At 68.4% G+C, this 15,299-nt stretch carries 14 protein-coding genes and 1 tRNA gene; 5 read left to right on the top strand and 10 right to left on the bottom strand.

Going from position 1 to position 15,299, the window contains the following annotated elements; all coding sequences use genetic code 11:
* Positions 1 to 361 precede the first annotated feature (361 nt).
* The 3 genes from ACVGV0_RS09270 (at position 362) to ACVGV0_RS09280 (ending at position 2,126) form a co-directional block, all read left to right on the top strand.
* Positions 362 to 610 (top strand): hypothetical protein, encoded by a 249-nt coding sequence (locus ACVGV0_RS09270; RefSeq protein ID WP_459159465.1) that lies wholly within the window; start codon positions 362 to 364, stop codon positions 608 to 610.
* 142 nt (positions 611 to 752) lie between these two features.
* Positions 753 to 1,835 (top strand): methyltransferase, encoded by a 1,083-nt coding sequence (locus ACVGV0_RS09275; RefSeq protein WP_459159466.1) that lies wholly within the window; start codon positions 753 to 755, stop codon positions 1,833 to 1,835.
* A 198-nt stretch (positions 1,836 to 2,033) separates the two neighbouring features.
* Positions 2,034 to 2,126 (top strand) — tRNA-Sec (locus tag ACVGV0_RS09280).
* Here ACVGV0_RS09280 and ACVGV0_RS09285 read toward each other — a convergent pair.
* The 4 genes from ACVGV0_RS09285 to ACVGV0_RS09300 all read right to left on the bottom strand — a co-directional run bounded on the left by ACVGV0_RS09285 (position 2,096) and on the right by ACVGV0_RS09300 (position 8,236).
* Positions 2,096 to 4,003: a recombinase family protein gene (locus ACVGV0_RS09285; protein WP_459159467.1), complete on the bottom strand. Its 1,908-nt coding sequence runs from the start codon at positions 4,001 to 4,003 to the stop codon at positions 2,096 to 2,098. The two genes, ACVGV0_RS09280 and ACVGV0_RS09285, sit on opposite strands and share 31 nt — an antisense overlap.
* Before the next feature lie 171 nt (positions 4,004 to 4,174).
* Positions 4,175 to 5,089, bottom strand: a complete 915-nt coding sequence (locus ACVGV0_RS09290; protein WP_459159468.1) for a DNA-methyltransferase — start codon at positions 5,087 to 5,089, stop codon at positions 4,175 to 4,177.
* A gap of 1,621 nt (positions 5,090 to 6,710) precedes the next feature.
* A complete protein-coding gene (locus ACVGV0_RS09295; RefSeq protein ID WP_459159964.1) occupies positions 6,711 to 7,376 on the bottom strand; it encodes an MFS transporter in 666 nt (221 codons plus the stop codon).
* A complete protein-coding gene (locus ACVGV0_RS09300; protein WP_459159469.1) occupies positions 7,361 to 8,236 on the bottom strand; it encodes an MFS transporter in 876 nt (291 codons plus the stop codon). Before ACVGV0_RS09300 ends, ACVGV0_RS09295 begins: the two co-directional genes overlap by 16 nt.
* An 826-nt stretch (positions 8,237 to 9,062) precedes the next feature.
* Here ACVGV0_RS09300 and ACVGV0_RS09305 point away from each other — a divergent pair.
* Positions 9,063 to 9,380, top strand: coding sequence for a hypothetical protein (locus ACVGV0_RS09305; RefSeq protein ID WP_459159470.1), 318 nt, complete (start codon positions 9,063 to 9,065; stop codon positions 9,378 to 9,380).
* 97 nt (positions 9,381 to 9,477) lie between these two features.
* Here ACVGV0_RS09305 and ACVGV0_RS09310 read toward each other — a convergent pair whose 3' ends face one another.
* Positions 9,478 to 10,164 (bottom strand): hypothetical protein, encoded by a 687-nt coding sequence (locus ACVGV0_RS09310; protein ID WP_459159471.1) that lies wholly within the window; start codon positions 10,162 to 10,164, stop codon positions 9,478 to 9,480.
* Positions 10,155 to 10,496 carry an MFS transporter gene (locus ACVGV0_RS09315; RefSeq protein WP_459159472.1) on the bottom strand — a complete coding sequence of 114 codons (342 nt, stop codon included), beginning with the start codon at positions 10,494 to 10,496 and terminating at the stop codon, positions 10,155 to 10,157. The genes ACVGV0_RS09310 and ACVGV0_RS09315 overlap by 10 nt, the downstream gene beginning before the upstream one ends.
* Positions 10,497 to 11,026: 530 nt before the next feature.
* Here ACVGV0_RS09315 and ACVGV0_RS09320 point away from each other — a divergent pair.
* Positions 11,027 to 11,890, top strand: coding sequence for an SDR family oxidoreductase (locus tag ACVGV0_RS09320; RefSeq protein WP_459156419.1), 864 nt, complete (start codon positions 11,027 to 11,029; stop codon positions 11,888 to 11,890).
* A gap of 152 nt (positions 11,891 to 12,042) precedes the next feature.
* On the opposite strand, the gene ACVGV0_RS09325 is transcribed toward ACVGV0_RS09320, so the two are convergent.
* From ACVGV0_RS09325 to ACVGV0_RS09340, 4 genes are all read right to left on the bottom strand, one after another.
* Complete coding sequence (locus ACVGV0_RS09325; protein ID WP_459159473.1) at positions 12,043 to 12,522, bottom strand: hypothetical protein; 480 nt, start codon at positions 12,520 to 12,522, stop codon at positions 12,043 to 12,045.
* A 68-nt stretch (positions 12,523 to 12,590) separates the two neighbouring features.
* Complete coding sequence (locus ACVGV0_RS09330) at positions 12,591 to 12,818, bottom strand: hypothetical protein (protein ID WP_459159474.1); 228 nt, start codon at positions 12,816 to 12,818, stop codon at positions 12,591 to 12,593.
* Between the two features lie 512 nt (positions 12,819 to 13,330).
* Positions 13,331 to 14,305 (bottom strand): NrfD/PsrC family molybdoenzyme membrane anchor subunit, encoded by a 975-nt coding sequence (gene nrfD, locus ACVGV0_RS09335; protein WP_459159475.1) that lies wholly within the window; start codon positions 14,303 to 14,305, stop codon positions 13,331 to 13,333.
* Entirely contained in the window at positions 14,302 to 15,237 is a 936-nt protein-coding gene (locus ACVGV0_RS09340; RefSeq protein ID WP_459159965.1) for a 4Fe-4S dicluster domain-containing protein, read from the bottom strand. The genes nrfD and ACVGV0_RS09340 overlap by 4 nt, the downstream gene beginning before the upstream one ends.
* Positions 15,238 to 15,299 lie beyond the last annotated feature (62 nt).

Below are 15,299 nucleotides of genomic sequence, written 5' to 3' on the forward strand. Positions count from 1 at the left end.
GGTGGGACCGCGGAGTCGCCGGCGTGCGCCGGACTGCGGGGCGATTGGCCGGGGGCGGGCGTGAAAACGACTGGTGTGCTGGAGGATGTGACGTGTCCGGAGACCGGACCGCGCGGCAGCGCGCGGACCGCGCCCTGTGCCCCGTCGCCGTGGCGAGCGCCGTGCAGCTGCGGGTGCGCGATGTCGCCAACGCGATGCGCGCAGCGGGAGTTGGCGAACAGCTCACCGCCGCGCGAGCGCGTGGCTGGAAGGCGCGGCCGGACACGGCACCGGAGTGGTTCGCCGAACTCCTCGCCGCGGAGGCGGCCAGGAAAGCGCGCGCCGGCTGCGCCGTGCGCGCCGCGAACACGAGCGGCAGCAGGTGCTGGAACGCGCCGAGAAGGTCGAGCGGAGACTGCTGCGCGGCGCCAAGCACTTCCGCCGCCCCGAGGACGAGGAGATCGCGGTCGACCTCGCGTTCCGCGCGATGGAGGAACTGCTCCGCGCTGACGGGGACGCGAGCGCTCTGGACCCGTTGGCGGTGGCCGCGCTGCGGTGGGCCGGGGTCGCTCCAACGGATCATGGCACGTGGTTCCTGCACGGAGGTGGGTGCTGTGCTCGAGCGCGGTGACCGCGCGGCGAAGGGCTCGGTCGACGCGCCCCGGGAATCCGATTCGTCCCTGCGGTGGAATTCGCGGTCGGAGGGCACTCATGCGCGCGGCTCGGCGGTACGGTCGGCACTCGTCGCGTCGAGGCGGGAAAGGTGCGGAAGCATGACAGCGGACCCGGACTCCCCGCAGGCCGCCACATCCCCGCAGGGTGCCGCACCCGCGGAGGACACCGCATCCGCGGAGAACGCGCCACCGCTGCGGCTGCTGCGCATGGTGCAGGGATTCGAGGTGTCCCAGGCGCTGTACGCGGTGGCGAAGCTCGACCTGGCCACGGAACTCGCCTCCGGCCCGCGAACGACCGCGGATCTCGCCGAACGCACCGGCACCTGTCCGGATGCGGTCTTCCGGCTGCTGCGCACGCTCACCGGATTCGGCGTGTTCCACCAGCCGACTCCGGGTACGTTCGCCACCACGGAACTGGGGCGGTGCCTGGCGGCGGACGCGCCGCAGTCGATCCGCGACATGACGCTGATGCTGGTGGAAACGCACTACCCGGCGTTCGCGCACCTCGCCGAGACCGTCCGCACCGGGACCCCCGCGGCCACGGTGCACTACGGCCGCCCGTTCATGGACTGGCTCGTCGAAGTGCCCGAGCGCTCCGAGGCGTTCAGCGCAGCGATGGCGGACCTGACCGACGTGGTCAAGGAATCCACGCTCGACGGCTACCCGCTGCCACCCGGTGACCCGGTGGTCGACGTCGGCGGGGCCGACGGTTCCGTGCTCGCACGCCTCCTGCGCGAACACCCCGACCGGTCCGGCGTCGTGTTCGATCTGCCCGCGGTGGTGCCTGCGGCGGAGCAGCGGGTCCACGACTCGGACCTGGAGCGGCGCGTCGACGTCGTCAGCGGTGACTTCTTCGCGTCCGTGCCGCGCGGCGCGGTGTACCTGCTGTCGACGGTCCTGCACGACTGGGACGACGAGGCCGCCACCGCACTGCTGCGGCGCATCGCCGCGTCCGCCGATGCCGGCGCCCGCCTGGTCGTCGTCGAAACCGTCATGCCCGACGACGACCAACCGCACTTCAGCAAGTACTCCGACCTCACGATGCTCGGCATGATCACCGGTCGCGAGCGCACCCGTGCGGAGTTCGAGGAGTTGTTCCACGCCGCAGGATTCAACTTCGACCGCGTCGCACCGGCGCGCGGCGCCGGGCCGTACTCCGTGCTCGAGGCGTCGTTGCGCTGACGGCGTCCGCGTGGGGCCGCGCCGTGCAGCGCTCCCAGCGAGCACCCGTTCGGTGCTCACCGCGGACGCGGTTGGCGGTGACCGCGGGGAAGGTGCGGAGCAGAACTGGGCCCTCCCAACCGCGTTGCCGTGTGGAGCGCTCGACGCGCCGAGGTCTGCGACGTTGCTGCCAGGCCGATGTCTACTACGCTGCCCCGCGGAGGCGTCTGGGTCCTGGTGGGCCCCGCGGTCTTCAAAACCGACGTGGCCGAGAAGCTCGGTCAGGCGGGTTCGATTCCCGTCCGCCTCCGCTGATGTGGCACTGTGCGAACCCCGGCCGGCGATGCCGTGTCCTGCGTGGATGCCGCGGGTGCGGCGTCGTCGGCCGGGATGCGGAACACGGGCACGACGTGCTGGGGCCCGGTGACGCGGACGGTGGCGATGAGTTTTGCGAGCACGGCTTTGGCCTCGGCCTGGGGGCCGGTGGCGAGGACGGTGTTGAGCTGTTCGGTGATGGCTTCGAGGGTGGCCTCGTCGGGGTGGGTGGGTTCGGTCAGCTGGGTGGTGAGTTCCTGCTCGCGGCTGGCCAGCTGGCGGTGGGTGCGTGTCAGTTCGTCGACGCGCCTGCTGAGCACGGTGGTGTCGAGTTCGCCGTGTTCGAAGGCGGTGAGGTGTCGTTGCAGGGCTTGGTCGGTGCGGGCGCGTTCGGTGGTGACGGTGTCGTGTTCGGCGCGCAGGTGGTGTTGCTGGGCGCGGGCCTGCTGTTGGGCGGTGGTGACGGCGTCGTGCAGCCGGTGGCGCTGGTGGCGGTAGACGCGGGTCAGGGGCTGGAGCACGGCGCGTTCGAGGGCGTCGGCGGCGAGCCGGTCGGCGTTGCAGGCCTCGGTGGAGTAGCGGGCGCGGGTTGAGCAGGTGTAGTAGCGGTAGGTTGTGGTTTTGCCGGTGGCGCGGGTGCCGACCATGGCTGCGTGGCAGTGGGGGCAGTGCAGCAGTCCGCTGAGCAGGAAGTCGCTGGTGGACGGAGTGCAGGTGGTTGGGGTGCGGTGGTCGCGGCGGTGGGTGCGCAGCTGGTGGGCGCGGTCGAAGAGTTCGCGGGTGATCAGCGGGGTGTGGGCCTGGGGCGCGTGGGTGTCGCGGAAGGTGAGTTCGCCGAGGTAGAGGTGGTTGGTGAGCACGGCCAGCACGCTGCGGCCGGACCAGCGGCGTGTGTTGGTGGTGCGATGGCCGCGTTCGTTGAGGGTTGCGGCGATGGCGGTGCTGCCGAGGTGTTGGTCGGTGTAGAGGCGGAAGATCAGGCGGACGACGGCGGCCTCGTGCGGTTCGGGGACGAGGTGGTGGGTGTCGGGGTCGACGGTGTAGCCGTAGGGGCGGCGGCCGCCTTTCCACTGGCCGTTGGCGACTTTGCGTTCGAGTCCGTTGGTGGTGCGGTCGACGATGGTGTCGCGTTCGAATTGAGCGAACATGCCGAGCATTTGCACGAGCATGCGGCCCATGGGGGTGGAGGTGTCGAAGGGTTCGGTGGCCGAGCGGAAGACGACACCGGTTTCTTCGAGTTCTTCCAGCAGGGTGACGATGTCGCCGAGGTTGCGGGAGAAGCGGTCGACGCGGTAGACGAGCAGCACGTCGATGGTGCCGTTGTGCGCGGCGTGTCGGGCTTCGTTCAAGCCGGGGCGGTTGGCGCTCGCGCCGGAAGCGTCGTCGCTGAAGCGGTGCGTCAGTTGCCAGCCGGGCTGGGAGTCGACGTAGGCGCGGAGGCGCTCCTCTTGGGCCTCGGTCGAGTACGGCTGCCGCTCGTCGTCGGTGGAGCGCCGCACGTAGATCCCCACGCGCGCGTGTTCCACCGCGTCGAGCGATGCCGCGGCGCGCTTGCCTGGATGTTTCCGCGAACGAGCCATGAACTGGGGCCTCCCGGTGGTTGCGCTGGTGATCATGTCCGGATGCACGCCCGAGGCCGACGCGTTCGGCGTCTGCTGGACACGGTCTGCCGTGTCGGCCTCATGGTTGTGAGCGCTTCTCGATGCTGTGGTGCCAGCTCTCGAGCAACTGTGCCAACGCCAGGACGGCGTTGTCGTAGCGCTGCGGATCCATGCGTTCGACTTCCGCACGCTCCACGCACCACGACTCCGCTCGGTCTCGACGTTGTTCAGGTTCAGCACGTCGCACGCGACCTCCGTCTGCGCAGGCAGCACTCGTTCGGCTCCGCACACGTGAGCGGCTGCACCGCGTGGGCGGTGAGCTGCGCTCTTCCGGGCGGTTGTCATGAGCTGGGTCTGAGGAACCGTCTCGCATCAGCCCTCTGCGGAGGTCGAAGCGCGGCGGATACCGTAACGCCGGGTTTCCAGCAGCTCGGGGGAGTGGATTCAGGAGGGGACCGATGCCCCCGTGCTCGTCGTACCGCTGTACTTCCGGAGTCGTGCGAGCGCGAGATCGTGGTAGTCGGTGCGCAAGTCGATTCCGACGTACCGGCGGCCGAGCTCACGTGCGGCGACTCCGGTGGTGCCCGATCCGGAGAAGGGGTCGAGCACCGTGCCTCCTCGAACGCTTCCCGCTGCAATGCAGCGCGCAGCCAATTCAACAGGAAACGGGGCAGGGTGCCGTCGTTGCGAAGGCGTGGTGGACATCGTCCACACGTCCCCGAAGTTCGGCGCGCGGTCCTGGATGTCCTCGGGAATGACGACAGCGTCCGGACTGCGCGTGAGCAGGAAGAGCATTTCGTACCGGTTGGAGAACCGTTCTCGGCTCGGGTCGGGCACCGCGTTTGGTTTGTGCCACACGATGGCATTGCGGACGATCCAGCCATGCTCCTGCAACGCGAACACCACCCGCCAGGGGATTCCGCACAGGCTTTTGTGGCGGGTTCCGGGAAAAGCTCGCTCGGAATCGGAGGACAGGCGGTGATAGGCGTAGTTGTCACGCAGGTTGAGCCACAACGTTCCGTCGGGGCGGAGGACACGTGCGAACTCTTCGGCGACTTGCCGCAGGTGGTGCACGTAGTGCTCCAGCGTTGGTTCGAGCCCGCACTGAGCATCGCGAAATCGCGCACAGCACAGGCGGCAGCTCCGGGCCGTGCGGCGTTGGTGCGGCGTGTCCCCACGCGTGTGCTGGCAGGTGCTGTCCCCACCCGTCCAGGTGGCAGTGCCGTAATCGCGATGTGCCCAGTGCGGAGGCGAGGTGACGATGCAGCCGACCGAAGCGGTGGGTAGCGCCGCTGCGGTCTGGAACGCGTCACCGCGGTAGAGGTGAACGCCTGGAATGGATTCGTACAACGAGGGCATGTGACTCCTGGGGCGAGGGCCAATAGGCGGAGCGTGGATCGGCAGGAGGGCGCAAGCACCGAAGCTGCTTCACGCGGGACGTGCTGGGGCGTCCCTGAAGTCCGCGAAGAACGGCCCGATTGGACACGCCACTCGAGAAGGAGCGCGTGATTCATGACACAAAGGTCGTGGCGGTTAGGGACGTGCGGTTTCCCGTCGGGAGCCCTGGTGGGGTCTTCAGCGCCCCGGTGCGTTCGAGAGCGTGCGGGCGCACGGAGCGGGCTGGTAAGCGCGTGTAGGGCTGGTCGCGATCGTCTCGGAAATGCGTCGAGATCCGTTGCCGTGTTCCGACCGGAATAGCCTGCTGGGGCCCAACGGAACAAGGGGCGACTAACACCGCAGCGCATCGAAGCGCGGGCGCAATACGCGTGATCGTAGACGCAGGAGTTGGTTGCTCTTCGTGTTCCGTGGCCTCGCGCTCGTTGGCAGCACTTCTTGGGCGGAGCCGTGCGCCGCGTTGTTCTGCGTCCGGCCCTCTCGGCGGGGTCATTCGACGCCGGTGTGAGAGGAGCGAGACGGCACGCCGCTTGGTTCCCGAGCCCGCGGAGTGGCCCGTGAACTCGCTCGATGCCGTCCGTACCGCGTTCGCGTGGCTGACTGCCGGGGAGCACGGTGGCGGTGGACGGGGAGCGGCGCAGCGAGGAGGCTGCGGCCAGCCCGGTGGTGGAGGTGGACGCTGTCGAACTCCGCCGAAGACGGCCCTATCCGGAAGTTCTCAGGCACTGCAAGAAGCTGCGCGCCGTCGCTCTGCGAGCGACGTCAGTTCGACTCGTTCGCGGTGCGGCCAAGATCGCTCTGTGGCCGCCGGGGACTGTGAAAGACGGGGTACAACCGGCTGGAGGCCGAACACAACGCGCTCGTGGCCGAGCTCGACCAGCTGGAGGGAGCCGAGCGGAGCGAGGAAGCGCCGAACCCGGCGGAGGCCGAGCTGCTGGAGGCCCTGCCGCACCTGGCGGTGAACCTGCACCGCGCACCGCAGGAGCTGCTCGACCGTAGTTTGCTCTCGTGCAGCTCATCGTGCAGGTGCACTACGCCTCGGACGAGGCGGCGACCTGCGAGTAGCTGCCCGACGAACGCATCGAGGCCATCGGCGAAGCCGGGCAGCCTTTACTGACAGTGGCGACAGCACCACGTGTTGTGAGTACAACGTGCCTGTGGCCGCGTGTGCATCCTGTACGTGTTCACGGGTGCGGCTCGTACGGGATGCACACGTGCGCAACGACTTCCGCGGGGGTGCGTCGTCGCTGGAGAGGCCGTTGGTGGTGGTTGCCAAGGTGCCGTTGGAGATGCAGCGCCGGTGGCGTCGGTGAAGATCAGGGGAGTGCTTTGCCGGCTGCTCTTCCGGGGCTGGTGCGCGGTGGACGTGGTGGTGTTTGCGCGGGCGAGGGGTGGGCTTCGAGGTGCTGTTGGAACGTCAGGAAGCTCACGCGTTGGCATGCCAAGCCGGTCGCTTGCTGCAGTGGTGGCGTCTAGCTGATCGCGGTCTCGTGTGTCCAACAGTTTTGCTTCCGGATCTTCATCAGCCCCTACGAGGGTGTCCTGGGCGGCCGTGTGACGCGGCCGCCCAAGCGCGTGTAGGCGTCTACATCGTGCGGCGGAACAGGAGGAGCGTGGCCAGTGCGAGGATCGCCGCGAGAATCGCTGCTACGAGGGACACGGCCTGAATCCCTGAGGTGAAGGCTGTGTTCGCGGCCTCTGCCACCGCGTCGCCGTGGAGGTTGTCGAGGTTCGCTGCACTGGCTGCTGCGCCGGAGAGCGATTCCCGCGCCGCGGCGGCGGTACTGTCCGGCAGGTCGGCGGGCAGCTCGGCAGCGATTCGGTTCTGGTAGACCACCGTGCCGATCGTGCCGAGGACGGCGATTCCCAGTCCGGTTCCGAGTTCGCTCGCGGTCTCGGTGGCCGCTCCTGCAGAGCCGGCTTTGTCCGGCGGCGCTGATCCGACGACGAGGTCTGTGCCCAGGGCGTCGAAGGGGCCACTCCCCAGGTAGAGCATGACCAGCCCCGCGATGACCCACGTGGGTCCGACCGTTACCCCGTAGGCGACCACGAGCAGTCCTGCGCAGGCCGCAAGCAGGCCAGCGGCGATGACGGTGCCCACTGCCCAGCGGTGGGCGGCCATCGGAGCGAGCAACGCGCCGACGATCAGTCCGAGTGCAGCTGGAGCCACGAGAGCGCCGGCCTGCAGTGCATCGAGCCCCTGCGTGGCTTGCAGGTACTGCGGAACGAACAGTGTCAGCCCGCCGACGATCGCCGGCCCAACAGCAAGAGCAACAACGCTGTGGCCACCGAACGGTCGGCCAACAGCTGCAGATCGAACAGCGGGTCCGTCAACCGGTTCTGACGGGCGATGAACGCCACTGCCGCAATGACCCCGATCCCGAGGGCCGTCAGCGTCGTCGAGCTCGCGCCGTCGTGAGCGAGGGCCTTGGTGCTGTAGACCAGAGGCAAGATCGCGGCGAAGAACAACCCAGCACTCGGCAGGTCGAACCGGCCGGAGTCGGCTCGCCGGTGCTCCGGAAGCAGCACCATGCCCGTGGTCAGCAGCACGAGCATCACGGGGACGGCGAGCAGGAACACCGAGCCCCACCAGAAGAACGTGAGCAGCAAGCCGCCCAGAACCGGCCCCATGGCGAAGCCAGTCATGAACGCGCTGGTCCACACCGCGATCGCGGTGTGCCGGCGCTCCGGGGCCGGGAACATCACGTTGATCAACCCGAGGGTCGTGGGCATCAGCGTCGCTCCCGCGACGCCCAGAGCCGCTCGGGAGACGATCAGCATCTCAGCATTCGCCGAGAACGCGGCGATTCCGGAGACCGCCGCGAAAGCGCCGGCTCCGAGCAGCAGGAGGCGGCGCTGCCCGATCCGGTCGCCCAGTCCTCCCATCGTCACCAGGAAGCCCGCGATCATCAGCGGGTAGATGTCAAGAATCCACAGCTCACGCGTGGCGTCCGCACCCAAAGAGGTCGCGATATGCGGCAACGCGAGGTACAGCACGCTCATGTCCAGCGCGAGCACCGCTGTGGGCAGACAGAGGACGACAAGCCCCAGCCACGAGCGAACAACACTTCGCGAACCAGAAACCGTCGAAGAACAGTCGTGATTGGTCACCGAATTCCCTCGGATCATCGAAGCCGGACCGCGAGGCGCGGCACCGGGTGGGTGAAGGGCACGAGATAGCGCCCTATACGGACCCAGCTGGGGCTTCGACGCCGAAAGTGAGCGTCGCGCGAGGTCAAGTTAACCGGAGACGCGCTCTCGGGTCGAAGCACCCGACTGAGCCGCGTAGGTAATCACGACCATCACGAAGTAGGTGTTCCTCCAGAGCACATCGGTGGACAATCGGATTTTGCCAACGATCGCCGACTGAGTCAACTGAGTTGCCGTCACTGCCTGACGATCCGTGCTCGGGTAGTCACCGGCAACGCGCAAACCGTGTACAGCCGCCGGCACCGCTACGACGCGATCATGGCATACCGCCGAACCAATCCCGCGTGTGTCGTGGATCAACCGGTAGCAGCAGACTGCCGATCATCTACGGACGACCCGTACAAGCGCGTCTGTTTGATCGGTCATAGCCCTCGCCACCTGCCGTGCCCCGTGCGAACACAGAAGAAGGCACCTGGTGTGCGTCACCATCCCGCTGGTCGAGGAAGAGCCTGTCCTCGCGCGCTGAAGCCCAGTGGTGGGGCGCTCGAGGATGTTCGAACGCAAGATCGTCGCACCACCAGACTCCCTGCCTCCAGGATCTTCATCCCTCTTCAGCCCCGTCGTACCTGCCCAGTTATAAAAACTCATAACACATTTGATCTTGTGTGTCAGCCTGGTGCGTGAACGTGGTGATCGCGCTTGAAGGAGGAGGTCTCGGCTGGCACGGCGGCGGCCGTGGGAGGTCGCCGACCGCAGGATCGAGGGGCGTTCCGAGGAGGAGGAGCGCATGAAGCGCCTCGCCGGGTTGGGGCCCGAAGACGCGCAGTTCCACGAGCTGTTCCGCCAGCTGGCCGCCAGCATCCGGCGCCACGTCGACGAGGACGAAACGAGCTTCCTGCCCCGCCTGCGGCAGGCATGCTCCTTCGAAGAATTGCAGGACCTCGGCAAGAAGGTGGAGGTCGCCAAGGGCTCTGCCCCCACCCACCCGCACCCGTCGGCGCCGGACAGCTCCCCGCTTAATCTTGTTTCCGACCCCGCGATCGGGATGGTGGACCGCCTGCGGGACTGGTTCTCCGGGCGTTCGAACTCCTCCGGTACGGGGTGACGGGCACCCCCGTCGCCCCGCGCTGCACACCCGGAACCGGTTCCGGCCGCACGTGCCGGGAGACGTCAGCGCACGCGCGATCACCACTATCGCCGGCTCACCTGCCCTGTGGCGCGATCGGCGGCTCACCTGCCCCCCGGGGAGTCTCATCTTCGCCCTGCTGTTCCCGCTGCTCGCGAGCGGTCTCGTGGCTTCCTCCTCCGAGCTCGCGGTGGGGGAGAAAGGCGGCAGCGGCCTGCGCGCCGGCTCGCGGGTCGCGTACACCAGGCCGACCACGCCGGCGACCATCAGCAGCACCGTCGGTGTCATCGAGTTGTCGGTAGCGCTGACCAGCGCTTCGGAGATGAGCGGTCTCGTACCGCCGAACAGCGCAACGGAGATATTGAAGCCCACGGACACGTCTCCGTAGCGCACCAGGGTGGGGAACAGAGCTGGAAGCGTCGACGGCACGGTGCTGCTGAAGCAGATCAGCACCAGACCGATCATCAGGAGACCGAGGAGCACGCCCCACCGGTGACCCAGGGTGGTGATCATGAACGCCGGTTACACGAGCACGATCAAACCCGCACCCCGCGGTGAGCACGGGCAGGCGGACGATCCGGTCGGAGAACCACCCCAGCAGGACAATCAGTTCCATCACCACGACCATGGACGCGAGCACCATCAGCAGTGCCTGCGCGTGGGTGTAGCCGACCTCGGCCGTGAGGTAGGTGGGCATGTAGGTCGTCAGCATGTAGTTCGTGACGTTGAACGCGAGCACGAGCCCGATGCAGATCAGCAGCACGTGCCAGCACGTCGTGAGGAATTCCCGGCATTCTGAGCCGGGCGTTTCTGCTGTTCCTCGTCGCTTTCCTGCTGCTGACCCTCGCCGATCTCACTGCTTTCCTGGTAGGCCGGTGTTGCCTCCAGTCGATACCTGAGGTACAGGCCGATGAGCCCCAATGGCCCGCCGATCGGAGATGGGGTCCGCCACCCCCAGCTGTGCAAGTCCGGATCGGCCAACGTCACCGTGAGCACGCTCACGAGTCCCGCGCCGAGCGAGTAGCCGAGCAGCGTGCCGAACTCCAACCAGCTCGCCATGAACCCGCGACGTTGGTCCGGCGAGTACTCCGCCACGAACGTGCTCGCCCCGCCGTACTCGCCACCGGTGAAACCCCTGCACGAGGCTGAGCACCACCAGCAGCACCGGCGCCCAGATGCCGATCTGCGCGTAACTCGGGGTGAGGCCGATCGCGACGGTGCCGGCCGCCATCGTCAGCATGGTGATGGCCAGTACCCGGCGGCGGCCACCGCCCGCCGCGTCTTCGACTCGGGAACCACATGTACGTCCTCGGTCCGAGGACCTGTGGAGCCTCGGCTGCTTCGCGATTGCGCGTCACCCTCCCGTCGGTACCGACCTCCTGGCCGCCGATGACGTTCTCGGCGCAGGCGATCGATCATCCCGCGCGTGTTCCCCGCCGGTCCGTGCCGCCCCGGCTGGTGGGCAACGGCATCTTCTTTCGTGCCGACGGTCCGTTCCACACCGGTGGCTTTTCGATCAGACCTGTCGGTAAACGCGTGGCCCGCCGGTGTGGTGGTAGGTGTATCGGCACATCTTTCCGGGGTAGTTCCGGGCAGACGGTGACGAGTTGGTGGTTGGAGGGAGCATGCCTGACCAGAACTACCCCCCGGCGCAGCAACAGCCACCACCGGGCAGTTCCGGGGAGATGGAGCCGAACCCGCAGGACGAGATGCGCTCTTACGAAGGTCGGGGACTGCTGGCGGGCAACCGCGCACTGATCACCGGCGGCGACTCCGGGATCGGCCGTGCCGTTGCCGTCGCCTTCGCCAAGGAGGGCGCCGACGTGGCCGTGGTCTACTTCGGCACCTCGGAGAAGGAGGACGCCGAGCACACGGCCCGGCTCGTCGAGCAGGAGGGTCGCACGTGCCTGCGACTGCGCGGCGACCTGGCGTCGGAGGAGTTCTGCGAGCAGGTCGTCGAGCAGGTCAGCGGCGAGCTCGGGGGACTGGACGTCCTGGTCAACCACGCCGGGACGCAGGCGACTGCGACCGATCTGCAAGACGTGAGCACCGCGGCGTTCGACCGCACGTTCAAGATCAACGTTTACGGCACCTTCTGGATCACCCGGGCCGCTCTGGCGCACCTGCACACGCCGGCGTCGATCATCAACACCGGTTCGGTGAACGGATTGCGCGGGAACAAGTCCATGATGGACTACGCTGCGAGCAAGGCCGCGGTCCACGCGTTCACGAAGTCGTTGGCGCAGTCGCTGGCGCAAAGCGGTGTTCGGGTGAACTGCGTGGCACCCGGTCCGGTGTGGACTCCGCTGATCCCGTCCACGTTCCCGGAGGAGAAGGTGGAAGGTTTCGGAACGCAGTCCCCCATGGGGCGCATGGCCCACCCGGACGAGATCGCGCCCTCGTACGTGTTCTTCGCCTCGGACCAGCTCTCCAGCTTCTACACCGGAGAGGTCTTCGCACCGGTGGGCGGTGAAACCCACCCGGGTTGAGCGTCGGCACGGCCGAATGCCGCCAGTAGCTGGCCGCCGGACGTACAAAGACTTCGGTTGATCGCGGCTGCAACGCCGTAACCGAAAAGGAACGTAAACGCGGCAGGCAGCTCCAGGCCCGGGGCTGAGCAGTTCCGAGAAGTGACCTCGCTTCAGCGTGCCGGGCACGACCGGCGCTGCCACTGGCCGAGCACCGCCGCCGTCGTGCAGGCGTAGGCCGCGTGCGGGACCAGGTCGCTGGCCCACGAGTCCAGTGACCACTCGCGTGGGTCGCTCACTCCCATCGCTGCCATGGGCACGACCGTGCCCGCGTTCGCGGCAACACCGGCGACCACGGCCGTGGAGACGGGACCGGTCCCGTAGCAGTGCCGCACCAGGCCGGTCAGACCGCCAGCCGCCACCCCTGAAGCGATGCCGAGCAGCGCGCCGAGGCCGGAACGCCTGTTCCCGCCGACTTCCGAGTCGGCCCGGTCCAACGAGCACCCGCTGAACCGCTCGAGGCGGCGCACCGTCTCCTCCGGCGTCGTGCTGGCGGGACGTCCGCGCACTGCCATGTCCGCGTACGTCGCCAGGTTCAGCGCGGTGGTCCCCGCCGCACCGGCGGCGGCACCGCGCAGCACCGAACGTGTCACACCCACTGCTGTCCTCCGGGCTGCGAGTGGTCGTGCAAAGGGGGCGGGTCGATGGGCACCTTCGCTCGTCACCCGTTCTCCTGGCCGAGCCGCTGGTGCAGCATCCTCTTGCCCTGCTCGCCGGCCCTGCGGTTGTTCTCCTGGATCGCCTTAAACCACTCGGCCAGCTCGGTGTCCCCCTCGCGCTGGGCGTCCTCGATGTAGGACTCGAGCATCCACACGTTCTGCAGCGACAGCTGGAGCACCGTCAGCAAGTTGTAGTTCTTGTCCTTGGCCGGCGACTGCATGTTCGTCATCGTCGATCCCCCGCAACTTCTGCGCTTCGAAGTGCATTCCTGTTCGGCACCGGGGAGGCCTGATCGGTGGCCTCGGCCGGCAAGGGCGTGCCCGCAGCTTCTGCGGGAACGCCCGCAAACTCCGCGAGAGCGCCAAACCGCCCTGATCGGGCGGTACCTCGGGCCGTTTTCGGCAAGGCGTGCGACGAAAGCTGGTGCCTGGCGCGCTCGCGGTGTGCGCACCCGTAACGCCGAGCTCATCGCACTTCCTCCATGAAGAGGATGTCCACAACGCGCGTTCACCTAAACGTCCACGATGGTGGTGCCTGGTGTGCGGTCGAGCGAAGGAGGCAGCCCCTCCTTCGCTCGGCCGCACACGCCTGCGCAGTGCGGAAGGCGAAACCGCGATCCGCGGCGGGACGCTCCTGCCGGTGGATCGTTCCAGAAGCTCGTCCGGCGGAGGCGTCCCGGCGCATCACGGGTGCTGGCCGGGCGTTGTGCATCCGGAGTGTGCTGCGCAGCAACGCTTCGTGCTACTGAGCCTTGCTGCCCGAGGCTCGTTTCGCCAGCCGCTCGCGTTGCGGGGCGACGGTGTACTGCGGATCGCGCGCCGAGGCCATACCCGCCTCGAACGCTCCGAACCGGGTGCACACGGCACCGGCGGTGAGGCTCAGGCCGGCCAGCGCCGACAGCGAGCGGCTGCGCCCGGCGAAGGCCGCGGCGATGCCGCCGACCGCGGTGCAGGTCCGCGCGATGCGCATCAGCTTTCCCGCCCGGCCGTGCTGATAGGCCTGACCGGCCAGCCCGATGCGCTTTTCCATCAGCGTTTCCGCGGCGATCTCCAGTCCTGCTCCACCAGCGGCCAGCTTGCGGGCCGGGCCGGCCTCGCCGACCGGGACGGCCACCAGGGCCACCGCCGCCCCGCTGGTCAGTGCGCTGCCGGCGAAGACGAACGGCAATTCGCGATGGCCTTCGTGCCAGGCGGGCACGGCGGTGTCGGCGAGCAGGACCGCCGTGTACGTGAGCATCGCGGGTGCCAGCACGCAACCGGCTGCTCCGCTGACCCGGCCCAGCAGTGGCAGCAGCCCCGTGACCTCGCTGGCCGCTGTCGCCGCGGTGAGCCCCGAGAACGGAGCCAGAATCCAGGAACCAACGCTCAACGGGGAGGTCGGTTTGAACACGCGGAGCATGTTGAGGAACCGTTCGGGGCGGCCGAGATCGTGGATCAGCGCTCCGACGCTGGCCAGCGACCCCGCGCTCGCGGCTATCCGCCCGACCCGCCGCAGCCGGGAACGTCCCGTCCAGGCGGCGAGTTCGCCCACCAGCGAGGACGCGCCCGCCGTGCCACCCAGGTACAGGTAGGCGGGCACGTCCGGCACCTTCCACACCGGCGGTTTGATCACCGGACGTCCGTAGTAGGACGTGAACTGCGCATCCGGAACAGTGGCCTGCTCCCCCTGCCGGGAGGGCCTGCGGCGAGGTTCGCCGCCGGGGCTCCGCTCGTTCACCGGCGACCCCCTGCGAACGCGAGCGCCACGCCCACCGTCGCGACCGCTGCGGCAGCTCCGGCCGCCGCCCACATCGACGGCAGGTCCCGCGTCGTGACCACCGGGTCCGGTGGCAGCCCGTACACCTCAGGCTCGTCGAGCAGCAGGAAGAACGCCCCGTCACCACCGACACCATCGGTCGGCTCGTGGCCGTACAAACGCGCCTCGGTGACGCCGCGTTCCTGCAACGTCTGCACCCGTTCGGCGGCACGCTCCCGCAGTTCGTCCAGCGGTCCGTACTGGATGGAGTTGGTCGGGCACGCCTTGGCGCAGGCAGGTTCGAGCCCGTCGGACAACCGGTCGTAGCACAGCGTGCACTTGAACACCCGGCCGTCGTCCGGACGCTGGTCGATGACGCCGTACGGGCAGGCCGGCACGCAGTAGCCGCAGCCGTTGCAGATGTCCTCCTGCACGACGACGGTGCCGTACTCGGTGCGGAACAGCGACCCCGTCGGGCAGACGTCCAAGCAGGCGGCGTGCGTGCAGTGCTTGCACACGTCCGAGGACATCAGCCAGCGCACTTCGCGGTCATCTTGCAGAGCTCCTTGCGCACCCGGCGTGACGGGTGGGCCGACGCCGGGCATGCCCAGGTCGGCGCCGCGCGTGCCCGCGACCTCCTCCGCAGTGCTGCTCACCGGTGTGGGCGAGCCCTCTTCCGCACCGGCGCTGCGCGCCGCGGAGAGCGAACCGAGCAGGTCGGCGTCCTCGTGGATCGGCACGCTCTGCTCGATGAAGGCCACGTGCCGCCAACTGTTCGCTCCGAGTTCGGTGGTGTTGTCGTAGGACATCCCGGTCATGTCGAGCACGTCGCCCGGAACCAGGTTCCACTCCTTGCAGGCAACCTCGCAGGCTTTGCACCCGATGCAGACGCTGGTGTCGGTGAAGAAGCCCATCCGGGGCTGAGGGGCTTCGTATCCTGCTTCGGCCGGGTCCTCGAGCGGCCCGGCCGAACGCT

The sequence above is a fragment of the Salinifilum ghardaiensis genome, from assembly GCF_054491345.1.